The organism is Kitasatospora sp. NPDC023120 (genome assembly GCF_055560835.1).
Genome location: NZ_JBVHHY010000005.1, coordinates 325,404 through 341,696 on the forward strand (window position 1 = coordinate 325,404; position 16,293 = coordinate 341,696).

Genomic DNA, 16,293 nt, shown 5'->3' on the forward strand with positions numbered 1-16,293 from the left:
AGCTCGAATCATCAGGTGCGGTCAGACGGCGGCGGGCACGGGCTCTTCGTCCATGAAGCGGCTCAGGAACTCCCGCTCCACGGGCGAGATCCGGCGCGGCCGGCCCTCGGCCAGGTCGTAGGGGACGACCACGGTGGACGCCCGGACGTACACGGTCTCGGTGCCGTCCTCGGCGACGTCCTTGACCTCGTAGGAGACGGTCAGCGAGGCGCCGCCGATCTTCGTCACCCAGGTCTCGATGGTGACCGGCTGCGGCCGGTGCACCAGGGGGCGCTTGTAGTCGATCTCGTGGCGCGCCACCACCGAACCGCCCGCGAACTCCCCGGCACCGGCCTCGGCGGCCTGGGTGAACATGAAGTCGATCCGGGCCTCCTCCAGGTAGCGCAGGAAGACCACGTTGTTGACGTGCCCGAAGGCGTCCATGTCGGACCAGCGCAGCGGGCAGGCGTAGATGTGGCGGGCCACGGGTGTTCTCCTCGGTTCCGGTCGCCCGACGCCGGCCCCCGGTGACGGAGGTCGGCGGCGGGCAGCGGCCCGGCAGGCCGCCCCGGAGGGCAGTCTGCCGGGCCGTCGTGACAGCTGGGTGTCAGCCTCGGGTCAGCTTCTTGTACGTGGCCCGGTGCGGACGGGCGGCGTCGGCGCCGAGCCGCTCGATCTTGTTCTTCTCGTAGGACTCGAAGTTGCCCTCGAACCAGAACCACTTGCTCTCGCCCTCGTAGGCGAGGATGTGGGTGGCCACTCGGTCCAGGAACCAACGGTCGTGGGAGATGACCACGGCGCAGCCGGGGAACTCCAGCAGGGCGTTCTCCAGCGAGGAGAGCGTCTCGACGTCGAGGTCGTTGGTGGGCTCGTCGAGGAGCAGCAGGTTGCCGCCCTGCTTGAGGGTGAGCGCCAGGTTCAGGCGGTTGCGCTCACCACCGGAGAGCACGCCGGCCGGCTTCTGCTGGTCCGGGCCCTTGAAGCCGAAGGCCGACACGTAGGCGCGGGACGGCATCTCGACCTGGCCGACGTTGATCCAGTCCAGACCGTCGGAGACGACCTCCCAGAGGGTCTTCTTCGGGTCGATGTTGGCGCGGCTCTGGTCGACGTAGCTGATCTTGACGGTCTCGCCGACCTTGACCGTGCCGCTGTCCGGGGTCTCCAGGTCCTGGAGCATCTTGAACAGGGTGGTCTTGCCGGCACCGTTCGGGCCGATCACGCCGACGATGCCGTTGCGCGGCAGGGTGAAGCTCAGGTCGTCGATCAGGACCTTCTCGCCGAAGGCCTTGTTGAGCTTGTCGACCTCGATGACGACGCTGCCCAGACGCGGGCCCGGCGGGATCTGGATCTCCTCGAAGTCCAGCTTCCGCATCTTGTCCGCCTCGGCCGCCATCTCCTCGTAGCGGGCCAGACGGGCCTTGGACTTCGCCTGGCGGCCCTTGGCGTTGGAGCGGACCCACTCCAGCTCTTCCTTGAGGCGCTTGGCGCGCTTGGCGTCCTTCTGCCCCTCGACCTTGAGACGCGACTGCTTGGTCTCCAGGTAGGTGGAGTAGTTGCCCTCGTACGGGTAGGCGCGGCCGCGGTCGAGCTCCAGGATCCACTCGGCGACGTTGTCCAGGAAGTACCGGTCGTGGGTGACGGCCACGACGGTGCCCTTGTACTTCTCCAGGTGCTGCTCCAGCCAGTTCACCGACTCGGCGTCCAGGTGGTTGGTGGGCTCGTCGAGCAGCAGCAGGTCGGGCGCCTCCAGCAGCAGCTTGCAGAGCGCGACGCGGCGCTTCTCACCACCGGAGAGCTTGGTGACCGGCCAGTCGCCGGGCGGGCAGCCCAGGGCGTCCATGGCCTGCTCCAGCTGGGCGTCCAGGTCCCAGGCCTCGGCGTGGTCCAGGTCCTCCTGGAGCTTGCCCATCTCGTCCAGCAGGGCGTCCGAGTAGTCGGTCGCCATCAGCTCGGCGATCTCGTTGAAGCGGTTGAGCTTCCCCTTGATCTCCTTGACGCCGTCCTCGACGTTCTCCAGAACGGTCTTGGACTCGTCCAGCGGCGGCTCCTGGAGCAGCATGCCGACGGTGAAGCCGGGCGAGAGGAAGGCGTCGCCGTTGGAGGGCTGCTCCAGGCCGGCCATCATCTTCAGCACGGTGGACTTACCGGCACCGTTGGGGCCCACGACGCCGATCTTCGCTCCGGGGAGGAAGCTGAGCGTCACGTCGTCAAGGATGACCTTGTCTCCGTGAGCCTTGCGCACCTTGCGCATCGTGTAGATGTATTCCGCCACGTGAGATCGCTCCGGCGTCGTCGGGAGTAATTCGGCTTGCAGCCTTCCATTGTGCCGCACCCGGCCGCGAGCCCCGAACGGCCGGGCTCCCCCTCGACGGCACCCCGCCCGGCCTCCCCCGCCCCGCGAAGGAGCCCGGCCCCGGCCCACTCCCCCCAGCCCTCACCCGTCCACACCCCCACCCGGCTGCTCTACTCCCCCACACCCCCACGCAACACGAAGAAGCCCGGCCCCCCGCAGCGGGTGCGGGGGGCCGGGCTCTTGCTTCAGGGCCTCAGGAGGTCAGTGCCTCCGCGCCGTGGAGCGGGTCAGGCGGTGGTGCGGCCGTGGCGGCCGCGGCGGCGCAGGACGAAGACGGCGGCGCCACCGGCCACGACCAGGCCACCGGCGACGGCGGCGAGGATCGGGGTCGAGTCACTGGCACCGGTCTGGGCCAGGCCGCCACCGGTGCCCGGGGCGGCGCTGGTGGTCGACGGGGCCGGGTGGCCGGCGCCGGTGCTCGGGGTGCCCGACGGGGTGCCGGCCGGAGTGCCGGTCGGGGCCGGGGTGGACGGGCCCGGGGTCGGCGTGGTGCCGGTGCCGGTCTTGCAGTCCAGGACGCCCTTGAACTCGCGGCTGTAGCCGTTCGGGCCGGAGACGGTGATGTCGTACGCGGTCTTCTCGGCGACCGGGACGAGCACGCTCTCGGTCTTGCCCGGCTGGACGGTCAGCGACTGCTTGCCGACCGTGACGGTGCCGGCCTCGTCACCACCGTTGGTGACGGAGACGCGCACGCCGTTGTTGGCGCACTCGACCTTGGCGTTGCTGTCGATCAGCGCGCCCTTGCCCTGCTTCCAGGTGGCCTTGGCCGCGTCGGCGACGCTGAGCTTGCTGGAGCCGGCCAGGATCATGGTCTGGCTGTGCTCCTCGCGGGTGTAGCCCTTGCTGAGGAAGACACGGCCGCTGGGGACCACGGTGGAGGCGCTGGCGTTCAGCGTGACCGAGCCGTCCGGGGTGCCGGCCGGCACGTCCAGGAACAGCTGGGTGTCCTTGGCGATCGGACCGGCCAGCGAGCCGCCGACCGGCTTGTTGTCCTTGTCCAGCAGCTTGACCTTGTCGGCGGCGTCGCCGCTGACGGCCAGCTTCACCTCGGAGGCGCTGGAGTTGAGGGTGAACGGGCCGATCTTCGCGCCGGACTTGCCGGAGAGCGAGTCCGGGTTGAGGGTCAGCGAGGGCTTCGGCTCGGCGGCGATGCCCTTGTTGGCCGCGCCGGTCAGGTAGTCGCGCAGCTTCTTGGCGTTCTCGTCCTGCGGGACGGCGTTCTTGTTGTCCGAGTACTTCCAGATCGCGGCCTGGGTGCCCGCGGCGGCGGCCTCGGGGCTCAGGCTGCCCGCGCCGGCGGCCTTGGCGAGCGCCGTGAGGTCCTTGACCTGCGGGTAGGAGTTCTCCAGGATCCAGCGGATCTTGGCGGCGGCCTCGACCTTGTTCTTGTCGCCGAGGGAGCTGGAGGCCCAGTCGGACTCCTGGTACTGGATCTTCTTCCGGATGTCGACCGGGAAGCCGAAGTCGATGCAGTACGTCTGCAGCTCACCGTCGGCGGTCTTGAGGGTGAACAGGCCGCCGTCGACGGTGCCCTCGCCCTCGACGTTGATCTTCTCGCCGAGCATGGTGGGCTGGACCACAGCGGTCACACCCGCACCCGGGGTGTCCGCGGCGACCGCCGCACCGGCCGCGAACAGTCCTCCGCCCAGCGCCAAGCTGGTCGTGAGCATGACAGTGGTTATCCGGGACAGACTCCGCCCCTGCCTCTGGAACATCTGGGATCCCTCCGGGCCAGGCCGCACCGACTGGGCAGCCCGCCGACTTGCTGTGCCGCGCCTGTGCCCCCTGTGGCACTGCTGCGGGTATGAACCAGAGGAATCCTATTGACCCCCAGGGGCCCCGAAACCCCCATGCGAAATCAGGACGATTCCGTATCTGTATCGTTATCAACCCCCTCAGGATCCACACAAGCTGACGATCCGGCAGAAACTCTTCGCCACATTCTGTTATCCGGTCAGGATTGCGCGTGCGGGCGCAATGGCCTTCTCGATCAACATATTTGTCGACAGATAAGGTCACCGACCGGTCCACTCAGCACACCCGCCCGGTCACCTCCCCGTCACCTTCCCGCCCGCTCCCGGCCACCTCGCCCTGGCCGCCCGTCACCGACCGCGCCCCCGGAGGCAACGCCCGCGGGCCGGGCGCCGCGCCCACCGCGGCGGCCCTGCGCGCCTCCAGTGCGCTCACGATCCACTCCGGCACCCCCTCGCCTTCGGCCTCCGCCGAGGTGTCCGGCCCGACCGGCCGCGCACCGCCCGACGGCTGCCCGCGCACCCCGGTAGCCCAACGGAACGCCGAGGTACCGCGGGTGAGATCGTGTCCGACCGATCGGGCGTCGATCTCCGCCCGGCTGCGCTTCACCTCCCCGTCCGCCCACTCCCGGACCCGCAGCCGACCGCTCACCAGCACCGGATCGCCCTTCGCCAGCGAGCCGATCAGGTTCACCGCCAGCGCCCGCCACGCCGTGACCGTCACCCACTGCGTCTCGCCGTCCACCCAGCACTCGCGCTGCCGGTCGTACCGCCGCTCGGTGCAGCCGAGCCGGAAGTTGGCCATCGGCACCCCGCCGGCGGTTTCCCCGTAGCTCACCTCCGTCGCGACATTGCCGACCACCGTCACATGCGTCTCGTTCACAGCACACTCTCCGTTCTCGGCGATGCACCGCACGGAATCGACCGGCGACTTGCGGTGCAACTCACCACCGCAACTCGTCGGCATGACTTGCCGGTGCGACTCGAGCGTGCACTTTGGGAGAAATCCGGGCCAGTGACTTCCGAAATCCTGTGGATAACTCGGCGCTGCGGAAAGGAGTTGTCACTCACAGGGGTGAATTTCAGCCTTCCGGCGGGAGCTTCGCCCCCGTCTCTTCGCGGCCATGACAACAAACCGCCTGATCGCCGCCCCGTCCGGTGCACGCCGGAACACCCCCCGGAGACCGTCCGCGCACGTCATCCGACCGGTGCCGGCGCGATTACGGCCCCCCACCCTCGCCGTCGGCGGCGCATTCTCCGTATCGAATCCATAACGGGTGAGGAGGCAGCCCCGTAACGACTGCACAACGTCCGGCGCGGAACACCGCCAGACCGCTGCACTCACGGCCTTCACCTGCGATTATCGGACCGCTCCACCGAACCGACACACCAACGACGGTGTCGTCACACCCGGCCGAGGAACTGGACACCCTTATCCTGTCCCCGACAGGGCGAGGGCCCACCAACCCCACCCCCACCCTCAGGTACGGGGCCGGACAACGCGCGCCCCGGCGCTCGTCGCCCGATCCCGGCCACGGTCGCGCCCACCCGGGCACCGCCCGTCCCGCCCCCATAGCTCAGCGGATAGAGCACCCGCCTTCTAAGCGGTAGGTCGCAGGTTCGAATCCTGCTGGGGGCGCCACCCTGCAATTCCCGCAGGCCACTGCGCCAATCGCGACTATGCGTAGCCGGACCGGTCCACCCGGTAATGTCGGACACTTTCCGCGCATCACCCGTGACAATGCGTGTCATGCCCGCTGCGAAAAGCGTCCGCGACCATTGGCTCCGGTTCCCGGGAGCATTCCGACGGGCTTGTGGCGGGCTCATGGCGGGACTCCGGGCTTTCCGGAGCCCGGTCAGCCCGCCAGCCCCGCCAGGTACGCGTCCAGCAGGGCGGTCTGCCGCTCCGCCGGGAACTCCTCCGGGGCGAACAGCGACTGCACCACCAGCCCGAGCACGAAGGCCTGTGCCGAGGCGGCGATCTCGGCCGGGTCGGCCTGCGCCGGGAGCTGCCCGAGTCGCTGGGCGTCCGCGACGAGCTCCGTGAGCGCCACCCGCGAACGGGCGTAGCGGCCCGCGTGGGCGGCCGCCAGCTCCGGATCGGCCAGGGCGTGGTCCCAGGAGCCGACCCAGATCCGGTTGCCGGCCGCCGCGTCCCCGTCCAGCGGCAGGACGTCGAGCAGGGCCGCCCGCAGCCGGGGCAGTCCGGCGGGCGGCGGCGGGCTGCCGTCGAGGGGCGCGGTGCGCCGGGGCCGGTCGCCCGAGCGCCGGTCCAGCTCTTCCAGGGCGTGGCTGAGCAGTGCCCGCTTGTTCGGGAAGTAGTGCGTCAACATCCCGGTGGAGGCGCCCAGTTCGGCGGCCACCGCGCGCAGGGTCAGCCCTTCGAAGCCCCGGGTGGAGAGCACCCGCCACACCCCCTCGGACACGTCCGAGCGGCGGGCGTCATGGTCTCCACGGGCCGGTGTCATGGGGCTATCGTACATACCAAACGTTTGTTATGAATGATTCCGACAGCTCGCGCACCATCCTCGAAAGGCCCGCCCGTGTTTGCCGTACAGCTCACCGACAACGCCGAACTGCGCCCGCTGGAGCCCTGGCAGGCGCCCGAGTTCCTGGCGCACATCGACCGGGCCCGCGCCCACACCGACCCGTGGATCCCGTGGGCCACCTTCTCCACCGACCTGGACTCCGCCCGCGCCACCCTGCAGCGCTACGCCGACGGCCAGGCCGCCGACCAGAAGCGGATCTTCGGCATCTGGCGGGACGGCACGCTGGTCGGCGGCGTGATGTTCGTGAGCTTCGACACCAAGTCCGGCGTCTGCGAGATCGGCGCCTGGACCGAGCCGGCCGGCGAGGGCGGCGGGCTGATCACCGCCGCCGTGCGGCAGCTGCTCGACTACGCCTTCGTCACCCGCGGCCTGCACCGGGCCGAGTGGTGGTGCTCCTCCGCGAACGCCCGCAGCCGGGCCGTCGCCGAGCGGGTCGGCATGAAGCTCGACGGCGTGCTGCGCGAGTGGTTCCTGCACAACGGGGTGCGCCTGGACAAGGAGATCTGGGCGATCCTGGCCCACGAGTGGTCCGCCCAGGCCTGAGGCCCCGGCGCCCGGTTCGTATCCGGCACGGCGGAACCGGCACGGCGAGGGGCCTGGTGGACTGCGGGAGAGTCCACCAGGCCCCTTGCCGTACCGGGTACGTCGGTCGCGTCAGGCCGCGAGCACCGGCTGCTCCCCCGCCGACCCGGCCCCCGTACCCGCGGTCCTCCGCAGCCGCAGCGCGAACACCAGCGCCAGCGCCAGCACCCCGCCCGCCGACAGGAACACCACGTCCACGGCGTCCGTGAAGCTGCTCACCGCGTGCTCGCGGGCCGCGCCGGTGAGCGTCCGGACCGCGCCGAGCGTCCGCCCGGGCTCGCCCGCCTCGTAGACCCGGGCCAGAACGGTGCCGAACATCGCCGCGCCGAGCGCGCTGCCGAGGGTCTGGAAGAAGCGCACCCCGGTGGTCGCGACGCCGAGCTGGTGGGCCGGCGCGGCGTCCTGCACCAGCATGATCAGCTGCCCGATCAGCTGGCCCAGCCCGCAGCCCAGCAGGGCGAGTTCGGCCATCACGATCCACAGCGCGGTGGTCGGGCCGCTGAGGCCGAGCAGCAGGAGGGCGAGCGCCGAGATCCCCGCACCGGCCACCAGGAAGGTCTGCGGCACGTGGCCGCGGCCGGTCAGCTTGCCCACCAGCAGGCCGACCCCGGTCATCCCGGCCGCCATCGGGATCAGGTAGAGGCTCGCCGAGGTCGGGGCGACACCGCGGGCGATCTGCAGGTACATCATCACGTAGATGATCGAGCCGGTCATGGCCACCCCGACCAGGCCCTGGATCGCGAAGCCCAGGCGCACCGCGCGGATCCGGAACAGCGACAGCGGCAGCACCGGCTCGTCGGCGGTGGCCTGGCGCCACAGGAAGAGGACGAGCGAGACCAGGGCGACGGCGGCGAGTCCGAGGATCTCCGGGGAGGTCCAGGCGTAGTCCTTGCCGCCCAACTCGGTGACCAGCAGCAGCGTGGTGGCGAAGGCGGCGGCGAGAGCCGCGCCGAGGAAGTCCAGGCTGCGGCGGCCGGCCGAGGCCGGCAGCTTGAGCACCAGGGCGGCGCCGACCATGACCAGCAGGCCGAGCGGCAGGTTGACGTAGAAGATCCAGCGCCAGCTGAGGTGGTCGGTGAACAGCGCCCCGATCAGCGGGCCGACCGCCATGCCGAGGCCGGCGACGATGCCGCCCATGGCCCCGCCCTTGCCGCCGCCCCCCTCCTCCGGGTCCTTGAGGTGGGCCATCACCACCATGGTGACGCTCATCAGCCCGCCGCCGCCGATGCCCTGGACGGCCCGGAAGGCGATCAGCTGCTCCATCGACTCGGCGGCCCCGCAGAGCCCGGAGCCGAGCAGGAAGGTGCCGACCGCGCCGAGCAGCACGCGCTTGGCGCCGTACAGGTCGCAGAGCTTGCCGTAGAGCGGCAGCAGCGCGGTGGCGGCCAGGGCGAAGGCGCTGACCAGCCAGGGCAGCCGGTCGACGCCGTGGACGGGGTCGAGCTCGCGGACGATCGGCACGCTGGCCGCCGACACGATGTTCATGTCGAGCACGGCCAGCACGATCGTGACCATGCAGATCAGCATGCCGAGCCCGCGCTGGGCCGGTGTCATCAGGGCGGTGGGTGCCATCGCCAAGTCCCCCCAGGGTCGGTGGAGTTCGGTCCGGACCGTGCGGTCCGAGGAAGCGGCACCACCATGACAGTATTTTTGGACTTGGTCAATGCTTGAGCCCAGAACACATTTGATCCGAGAAAATCAATCAGCCGAGTCAATCAATAAGCCCAGTCAATGCTTGATCCTGGTACAGTCCCCCCATGGCGACCCACTCCGGCTTCGGCGACGGCCTCGACCACGGCTTCGACCTCGACGCGCTCCCGCTGCGCGAGCGCAAGAAGATCCAGACCGGCATCCGGCTCTGGCGCACCGCCGTCGGGCTCTTCGCGGAGCGGGGCTTCGACCAGGTGTCGGTGGCCGAGATCGCAGCCGCCGCCGAGGTGTCCAAGATGACCGTCTTCAACTACTTCCCCACCAAGGAAGACCTGGTCATGGGCCCGATGGAGCAGCACATCGACGAGCCGGCCCGGGTGGTGCGCGAGCGCGCCCCGGGCACCTCGGCCGTGGTGGCGCTGCGCGAGCACTTCCTGGCCGCGCTGGAGCGCTTCGACCCCTCCACCGGGCTGAGCGACGACCCGGTCGTCCTCAACGTGGTCCGGGTGATCCACCAGACCCCGACCCTGCTGATGCGCGCCTCCGCCGGCTTCGACCACAAGGCACAGACCCTGCTGGCCGCCGAACTTCTCGCGCAGGACCGGGCGCACGACGAGCTCACGGCGAGGGTCGCCGCCGCCCAGCTGCTGGCCGCCCAACTGACCCTGACCGGCGAGAACCAGTGCCGGATGCTGGCCGGCGAGCGCGCCACGGACTCCCTCGACGCGGCCCTCGACGCGGCCCGCCGCGCCTTCGCCCTGGTCGAACGGGGACTCGGGGACTACTGCGCCGACACGCCCTGAGAAGGTGTGCGCACCACGATCATCCGGAGGTACGCATGGACCAGCCCTTGCTCACCCGGGGTCGCACCCCGCTGCCCACCGACGTCGACGGCCTGCTCGCCCACATCGGTGAGGACGGCGTCGCGGTGCTGACGTTCTCCCGCCCGCTGCGCCGCAACGCCATCACCCTGGCCATGTGGCAGGCCCTGCCCAAGCTGCTGTTCCGGATCGCCGAACAGCCGGGCGTGCGGGCCCTGCTGGTCACCGGCGACGGCGGCACCTTCAGCGCGGGCGCGGACATCGACGAGCTCGCCGAGGTGTACGGCGACCCGGACCGCGCCGACGACTACCACGCCGTCAACGTGGCCGCCGAGGAGGCCCTGGCCGCCTTCCCGCACCCGACGATCGCGGTGGTGCACGGCGCCTGCGTCGGCGGCGGCTGCCAGTTGGCGGTCGCCTGCGACCTGCGGTTCGTCTCGCACGACGCGCGGATGGGCATCACCCCGGCCAAGCTCGGCGTGGTCTACCCGGCGGTGCCGACCCTGCGGCTGGCCCGGCTGGTGGGGCCCTCCCAGGCCAAGTACCTGCTGTTCTCGGGCGAGTTGGTGCAGGGCCTGCGCACCACCGTGATCGGCCTGGCCGACCGGGTCGTGCCCGCGCCGGAACTGGACGGGAACGCACTGGAGTTCGCGCAGGTGCTGACCCGGCGCTCGCCGCAGACCATCGGCGCCGTCAAGGCCGCGCTGTCCGTCCCGCCGGAGCAGGCGGCGCAGGCGCTGGAGCCGTGGGAGCGCCGCTCCCGCGAGGCCTCGGACGTCCACGAGGGCCTCGCCGCCTTCCTGGAGGGCCGCCCGCCCCGGTTCTGACCCCCGGCGGTCCCTGACGGAAACCGTCCCGCGCCGGGCCCCCACGGGTCCGGCACGGGACGGTCGGCGCGCCGCTCAGCGGATCGGCATCCCCGAGATCGCCCGGGCGATGACCAGCCGCTGGATCTCGCTGGTGCCCTCGAAGATCGAGTAGATCGCGCTGTCCCGGTGCATCCGCTCCACCGGGTACTCCCGGGTGAAGCCGTTGCCCCCGAGGATCTGCATCGCCTGCGCGGTGACGTACTTGGCCGTCTCGCCCGCGTACAGCTTGGACATCGAGCCCTCGGCGGCGGTGAACGGCTGGTTGGCCGCCGCCATCCAGGACGCCCGCCACACCAGCAGCCGGGCCGCGTCGATCCGGGTCTTCATGTCGGCGAGCTGGAAGGCCACGCCCTGGTTGTCGATGATCGGACGGCCGAACTGCTCGCGGGTCCTGGCGTAGTCCAGCGCCACCTCGTAGGCGGCCCGGGCGATGCCGATCGCCTGCGCGCCGACCGCCGGTCGGGAGGCCTCGAAGGTGGCCATCGCCGCGTTGCCCTTGCCGCCGGGGCGCTTGACGCCCTCGCGGGCCCGGGCCAGCCGCTCGTCCAGCTTCTCCTTGCCGCCGAGCAGGCAACTGCCGGGCACCCGGACGCCGTCCAGCACCACCTCGGCGGTGTGCGAGGCGCGGATGCCGTGCTTCTTGAACTTCTGGCCCTGGCTCAGCCCGGGCGTGCCCGGCGGGACGACGAAGGAGGCCTGCCCCTTGGCCCCGAGCGCCGGGTCGACGGTGGCGACCACGACGTGGACGGCGGCGATCCCGCCGTTGGTGGCCCAGGTCTTGGTGCCGTTGAGCACCCACTCGTCCTTGGCCTCGTCGTACACCGCCCGGGTGCGCAGCGCGGAGACGTCGGAGCCGGCGTCCGGCTCGGAGGAGCAGAAGGCGGCCACCTTGACGTCGTCCGGCGTGCCGAACATCTGCGGGGTCCAGGTGCCGATCTGCTCGTCGGTGCCGTTGGCCAGCACGGCGACGGCGGCCAGCGTGGTCCCGACGATGGACAGTCCGATGCCCGCGTCGCCCCAGAACAGCTCCTCCATCGCGATCGGGATGCCGACGCCGGAGGGGTCGAAGTACTGCTGGGCGTAGAAGTCCAGCGAGTAGATGCCGAGTTTGGCGGCCTCCTGAATGATCGGCCAGGGGGTCTCCTCGCGCTCGTCCCACTCGGCGGCGGCCGGGCGCATCACGTCGGCGGCGAAGCCGTGCAGCCAGTCGCGTACGGCGAGCTGGTCCGCGCCCGGGTCCAGCGAGAACGTGCTGCTCATGGGTGCTTGCCTCCGAAGACGTGTGCGGGCGAGGACTTGTGCGGCCGACCGGGGTGTTACCCGGGGTAACATCGTCGGAGTCTGCTACTGATTGGTAACCGGTGTCAACGCCCGTGCCGGTACCGACGCCGAGCCGGTCCCCCAGCCCCGAGGAGCAGCGCATGTCCCGAGAGCCCCGCCGCGAGCAGCTGCTCAACGCCGCCGACCGGGTCATCCAGCGCGAGGGGCCGGGCGCCAGCATGAACGCCATCGCCGCCGAGGCCGGCATCACCAAGCCGATCCTCTACCGGCACTTCGGAGACCGGAACGGCCTGATCAGAGCCCTCACCGAGCGCCACACCAGCGGTCTGCTGGCCGCCGTCCGGGCCGCCCTCGCCGAACCGCTGGAGCGCCGCGACCGGGTCGAACACGTGCTGGACACCTACCTCGCCGGGATCGAGGCCCGCCCCCAGGTCTACCGGCTGCTCACCCACCCCGAGCCCGGCGACCCGAGCGGCGCCGGCAACGCGCTCGCCCCCGCGCTCAGGCAGATCGCCGAGGAGATCACCCGGGCCGTGCAGAGCCAGGTCGACCTCGGCGCTGACCGCGACCTGCTGTCCGAGGCCTGGGGCCGGGGCATCACCGGCATGGTGCTGGCCGCCGGGGACTGGTGGCTCGAGGCCAAGCCCTGCTCCCGCACCCGGATGGTGCAGGCCCTGGCCGACCTGCTCTGGGGCCGCCTGGCCGCCGCCGCCGACCTGCCGACCGCCGTCCTGCCCGCCACCCCGGCCGAGCCCCCGTCCCCGGCAGTCGGCTGAACTCCCCTTCCGCGCAGGGCTCTTTCACGCAGGACCCTTTCGCGCAGGCCCCTTACCCACAGGCCTCTTCCGCGCACGACCCTTGTGCGGCGGGCGGCAGCACGGGCATCATCGGGCCCCCGTCCCCCGCCGTGCGAGGTCCCCGATGCGCCTGCGCCGCACCGCCGTTGCCCTGCTGCTCGCCGCCACCGCCGTCCTCACCGCCACCCCCGCCTCGGCCCACGGCGACCAGCCGAACGGCGGTCGGCAGGACAGCGGCAGGCAGGACCGCTTCCCCACCGGCACCGCCACCTCCCCGGACGGCCGCACCGCCCTCACCGACGCCCAGGGCCGCCGCCTCCAGCTGCGCGGCTTCAACCTCGACAAGTACGCCGAGGCCACCGAGGCGGATCTGAAGTCCCTTGCCGCGCAGGGCTTCTCGCTCGTCCGGCTGCCGATCTCCTGGACCAGGCTGGAGCCGCAACGCGGCCGGCTCGACCCCGCCGAGCTGCACCGCCTGCGGCAACTCCTCGGCTGGGCCGACAGCCTGGGCCTGCTCGTCCTGGTCGACTTCCACCAGGACGTCTACGGACCGAAGTTCGGCGGCGGCACCAACGGCATCCCGGTCTGGGCCACCCGGGACGACGGCCTGCCCTTCACCCCGGACCCGGACGACTGGTTCGCCGGCTACTTCCAGCCCGCCGTCCAGGCCGCCTTCCGCCACCTCTACGACGACCCCGACCTGCGCGCCTGGCAGGCCGACTTCTACACCCGGCTCGCCCGCGAACTGCGCGGCCACCGCTCGCTGTTGGGCTACGACCTGTTCAACGAGCCGTTCGGCCCGGTGGACGGCGACCCGAGCGACCCGGCGGTGCTGGCCGCCGCCTCCGCCGCCCTGGAGCAGGGCCGGCTCGCCGACATGTACCGGCGGCTGATCACCGCCGTCCGCCGGGCCGACTCCCGCGCCTGGCTGTTCGTGGAACCGACGGTCCTGGTCGGCCAGGGCGTGCCGACCCGGCTGCCCGGCTTCGCCGACCCCCGCCCCGGCGCGCCCCGGCTCGGCTACGCGCCGCACTTCTACGACACCGCCGTCGAGAACGGCGCCGACTGGGACCCGTCCGGCGGCTTCGTCGAGCAGTACACCGCCGCGATCACCGCCTACCCCGCCGCCCACCGCCTGCCGGTCCTGGTCGGCGAGTGGGGACCGCCGAACTCCCGCACCCCGGGCAACAGCCTGCTGGTCCGCCGGCAGGTCGCCGCGATGGACGGCTTCGCCGAGGGCTGGACGATGTGGTACTGGTGCCGGGGCACCGGCGGCTACTGCGCGCTCGACCCGACCGGGCACCCCGCCCCCGGCGACGAGCCCGCCTTCGGCCCGTACCCGGCCGCCGTCGCCGGCACCGGCGTCCGCACCGAGGGCAGTACGGAGGGCGGCACGGGCGGCGGCACCGTCCGCTGGACCGCCGACGGCACCGGGCATCGCAGCGAACTCGTCCTGCCCCCGGCCGCGTTCCCGCGCGGCGCGCGCGTCGCCGTCACCCCCGCCGACGCCCGGGTCGAGGTCGAGCAGCCCGCGGACGGGCGCGCGGGAACCGTACGGATCCGGCTCCCGCACGCCCGCCCGGGCACCGCCGTGACGGTCGCCCTCACGGCGCGGTGACGCCTACAGCAGCCCCCGGCGGGCCAGCAGCGGCCCGGTCTCCGGTGCCCGGCCGACCACCGCGCGGAAGGACTCCAGCGGGTCCCGGCTGAACCCGCGCGCCAGCAGCTCGCGCCGGAACAGCTCGCCGCTCTCCCGCACCGGCCGCCCGTTGCCCTCGAACCACTGCACGGTGTCGGCGTCCAGCACCTCCGACCAGATGTAGGCGTAGTACGCCGCGCTGTAGCCGCTGGAGAAGATGTGCTGGAAGTACGCCGTGCGGTAGCGCGGCGGGATCGCGTCCACCGCGATCCCCGCCGCCGCGAGCGCCCGCGCCTCGAACTCCTCGGCGTCCGCGATCTCCTCGCCCTGCGGCACGGTGTGCCAGGCCCAGTCCAGCAGCGTCGCCGCCAGGTACTCCACCGTCCGGAAGCCCTGCCCGAAGCCCTCGGCCGCCGTCATCCGCTCGACCAGCTCGGCCGGCAGCGGCTCCCCGGTCCCGTGGTGGCGGGCGTAGTTGGCCAGCACCTCGGGCCGGACCATCCACATCTCGTTGACCTGCGACGGGAACTCCACGAAGTCCCGCGGCACCGAGGTGCCCGAGAACAGCGGGTACCGCACGTCCGAGAACAGCCCGTGCAGCGCGTGCCCGAACTCGTGGAAGAGCGTGCGCACCTCGTCCCAGGACATCAGCACCGGCTCGCCGGGCGCCGGGCGCGGGATGTTGAGGTTGTTCAGCACCACCGGCCGCCGCCCGGTCAGCCCGGACTGGTCGACCAGCGAGTCCATCCAGGCACCGCCGCGCTTGGACGCCCGGGCGTGGAAGTCCCCGATGAACAGGCCCAGCGGGGTGCCGTCCTCCTCGAAGACCTCGAAGACCCGCGCGTCCGGGTGGTGCGCCGTCAGGTCCGGCCGCTCGGTGAAGCTCAGCCCGTACGCCAGGTTCGCCGCGAAGAACACCCCGTCGCGCAGCACCCGCTCCAGCTCGAAGTACGGGCGCAGCACCGCCGCGTCCACCTGGAAGGAGGCCTGCCGGACCTTCTCCGAGTAGTACGCCCAGTCGTGCGCGGCGATCTCCGCGATGCCGTCCGCGGCCGCCGCCCGGGCCAGCTCGGCGGCCTCCCGGCGGGCGTTGGCCACGGCCGGCTCGACCAGGCGGGCCAGCAGGGCGGAGACCGCCTCCACGGTGCCGGCCGTCTCGTCCGCCACCACGTACGCGGCGTGGCTGGGGTGCCCCAGCAGCGCGGCCCGCTCGGCGCGCAGCGCGGCCATCCGGATCGCGATCGGGCCGTTGGCCTCGATGCCGCGGCCCAGCGAGGCGGCGAGCAGCTGCTCGCGCACCGAGCGGTCGGTGAGCTGGGCCAGCTCCGGCTGGGTGGAGGTGTTCTTGAGGCTCAGCACGTACTTGCCCTCGTGGCCGAGCACCCGGGCGTTCTCCGCGGCGCCGGCGATCGCGCCCTCGGACAGCCCGGCCAGCTCCTGCGCGGAGTCCAGGACCAGCGCGGCGGCCCGGGTCGCGGCGTTCACGTTCTGCTGGAACGTGGTGCCCAGCGCGGCGAGTTCGGTGTTCAGCTCGCGCAGCCGGGCCTGCTCGGCGTCGCCCAGCCGGGCGCCGGAGCGCTCGAAGTCGGCGTGGCGGCGCTCCAGCAGTCGCAGCGACTCCGGGTCGAGACCGAGCTCGGCGCGGGTGTCGTACAGCGCCTCGATCCGGGCGAACAGCGCGCGGTCCAGGTGGATCGCGTCGTGGTGGGCGGCGAGCAGCGGGCTCACCTTGGCGTCCACCTCGTCCAGCAGGTCGGTGGTGTCGGAGGAGGACTGGTTGCGGAACACCACGTCCACCCGGCGCAGCAGTTCCCCGGAACGCTCCAGGGCCACCAGGGTGTTCTCGAAGGTCGGCTGGCCCCGGTCGGCGGTGATCGCCGCGATCTCGGCCAGCTGCTCGGCCATCCCGCGCTCGTAGGCGGGCAGGTAGTGCTCCTCCCGGATCTCCGCGAAGGGGGGCAGCTCGTAGTCCAGCGTGCTGGGCTGGAAGAACGGGTTCTCGGTCATTTCGCCGACCATACG

At 71.9% G+C, this 16,293-nt stretch carries 13 protein-coding genes and 1 tRNA gene; 6 read left to right on the forward strand and 8 right to left on the reverse strand.

Annotated elements, in window-relative coordinates:
- Window positions 1-21: 21 nt before the first annotated feature.
- The 4 genes from ACZ3TI_RS10275 to ACZ3TI_RS10290 form a co-directional block, all read right to left on the reverse strand.
- Window positions 22-465: an acyl-CoA thioesterase gene (locus ACZ3TI_RS10275; protein ID WP_465725411.1), complete on the reverse strand. Its 444-nt coding sequence runs from the start codon at window positions 463-465 to the stop codon at window positions 22-24.
- A 121-nt stretch (window positions 466-586) separates the two neighbouring features.
- Window positions 587-2,251, reverse strand: coding sequence for an energy-dependent translational throttle protein EttA (ettA, locus tag ACZ3TI_RS10280; RefSeq protein ID WP_465725413.1), 1,665 nt, complete (start codon window positions 2,249-2,251; stop codon window positions 587-589).
- A gap of 308 nt (window positions 2,252-2,559) precedes the next feature.
- Complete coding sequence (locus tag ACZ3TI_RS10285; RefSeq protein ID WP_465725415.1) at window positions 2,560-4,002, reverse strand: Cys-Gln thioester bond-forming surface protein; 1,443 nt, start codon at window positions 4,000-4,002, stop codon at window positions 2,560-2,562.
- Between the two features lie 361 nt (window positions 4,003-4,363).
- Complete coding sequence (locus ACZ3TI_RS10290) at window positions 4,364-4,966, reverse strand: single-stranded DNA-binding protein (RefSeq protein ID WP_465725417.1); 603 nt, start codon at window positions 4,964-4,966, stop codon at window positions 4,364-4,366.
- Between the two features lie 683 nt (window positions 4,967-5,649).
- Here ACZ3TI_RS10290 and ACZ3TI_RS10295 point away from each other — a divergent pair.
- A tRNA-Arg gene (locus ACZ3TI_RS10295) sits at window positions 5,650-5,725 on the forward strand.
- A 214-nt stretch (window positions 5,726-5,939) separates the two neighbouring features.
- Here ACZ3TI_RS10295 and ACZ3TI_RS10300 read toward each other — a convergent pair.
- Window positions 5,940-6,551, reverse strand: a complete 612-nt coding sequence (locus ACZ3TI_RS10300) for a TetR/AcrR family transcriptional regulator (RefSeq protein WP_465725419.1) — start codon at window positions 6,549-6,551, stop codon at window positions 5,940-5,942.
- Between the two features lie 75 nt (window positions 6,552-6,626).
- Here ACZ3TI_RS10300 and ACZ3TI_RS10305 point away from each other — a divergent pair, with 75 nt between their 5' ends.
- Complete coding sequence (locus ACZ3TI_RS10305) at window positions 6,627-7,175, forward strand: GNAT family N-acetyltransferase (RefSeq protein ID WP_465725421.1); 549 nt, start codon at window positions 6,627-6,629, stop codon at window positions 7,173-7,175.
- Window positions 7,176-7,286: 111 nt separating this feature from the next.
- Here the strand turns inward: ACZ3TI_RS10305 and ACZ3TI_RS10310 are convergent, their stop codons facing one another.
- Window positions 7,287-8,786: an MFS transporter gene (locus tag ACZ3TI_RS10310; RefSeq protein WP_465725423.1), complete on the reverse strand. Its 1,500-nt coding sequence runs from the start codon at window positions 8,784-8,786 to the stop codon at window positions 7,287-7,289.
- Between the two features lie 185 nt (window positions 8,787-8,971).
- Between ACZ3TI_RS10310 and ACZ3TI_RS10315 the strand changes: the two genes are divergently transcribed.
- Both ACZ3TI_RS10315 and ACZ3TI_RS10320 read left to right on the forward strand, forming a co-directional pair.
- Window positions 8,972-9,667: a TetR family transcriptional regulator gene (locus ACZ3TI_RS10315; RefSeq protein ID WP_465725425.1), complete on the forward strand. Its 696-nt coding sequence runs from the start codon at window positions 8,972-8,974 to the stop codon at window positions 9,665-9,667.
- Between the two features lie 35 nt (window positions 9,668-9,702).
- Window positions 9,703-10,512: an enoyl-CoA hydratase/isomerase family protein gene (locus ACZ3TI_RS10320; RefSeq protein ID WP_465725427.1), complete on the forward strand. Its 810-nt coding sequence runs from the start codon at window positions 9,703-9,705 to the stop codon at window positions 10,510-10,512.
- Between the two features lie 75 nt (window positions 10,513-10,587).
- Here the strand turns inward: ACZ3TI_RS10320 and ACZ3TI_RS10325 are convergent, their stop codons facing one another.
- Window positions 10,588-11,814: an acyl-CoA dehydrogenase family protein gene (locus tag ACZ3TI_RS10325; RefSeq protein ID WP_465725429.1), complete on the reverse strand. Its 1,227-nt coding sequence runs from the start codon at window positions 11,812-11,814 to the stop codon at window positions 10,588-10,590.
- A 161-nt stretch (window positions 11,815-11,975) separates the two neighbouring features.
- On the opposite strand from ACZ3TI_RS10325, the gene ACZ3TI_RS10330 reads away from it, so the two are divergent.
- Both ACZ3TI_RS10330 and ACZ3TI_RS10335 read left to right on the forward strand, forming a co-directional pair.
- A complete protein-coding gene (locus ACZ3TI_RS10330; RefSeq protein WP_465725431.1) occupies window positions 11,976-12,611 on the forward strand; it encodes a TetR/AcrR family transcriptional regulator in 636 nt (211 codons plus the stop codon).
- A 145-nt stretch (window positions 12,612-12,756) separates the two neighbouring features.
- Window positions 12,757-14,250 (forward strand): glycoside hydrolase family 5 protein, encoded by a 1,494-nt coding sequence (locus tag ACZ3TI_RS10335; RefSeq protein WP_465725433.1) that lies wholly within the window; start codon window positions 12,757-12,759, stop codon window positions 14,248-14,250.
- A 3-nt stretch (window positions 14,251-14,253) separates the two neighbouring features.
- On the opposite strand, the gene ACZ3TI_RS10340 is transcribed toward ACZ3TI_RS10335, so the two are convergent.
- The gene (locus ACZ3TI_RS10340; RefSeq protein WP_465725435.1) at window positions 14,254-16,278 is read right to left on the reverse strand and encodes a M3 family metallopeptidase; all 2,025 of its coding nucleotides are present in this window, start codon (window positions 16,276-16,278) and stop codon (window positions 14,254-14,256) included.
- Window positions 16,279-16,293: the final 15 nt, after the last annotated feature.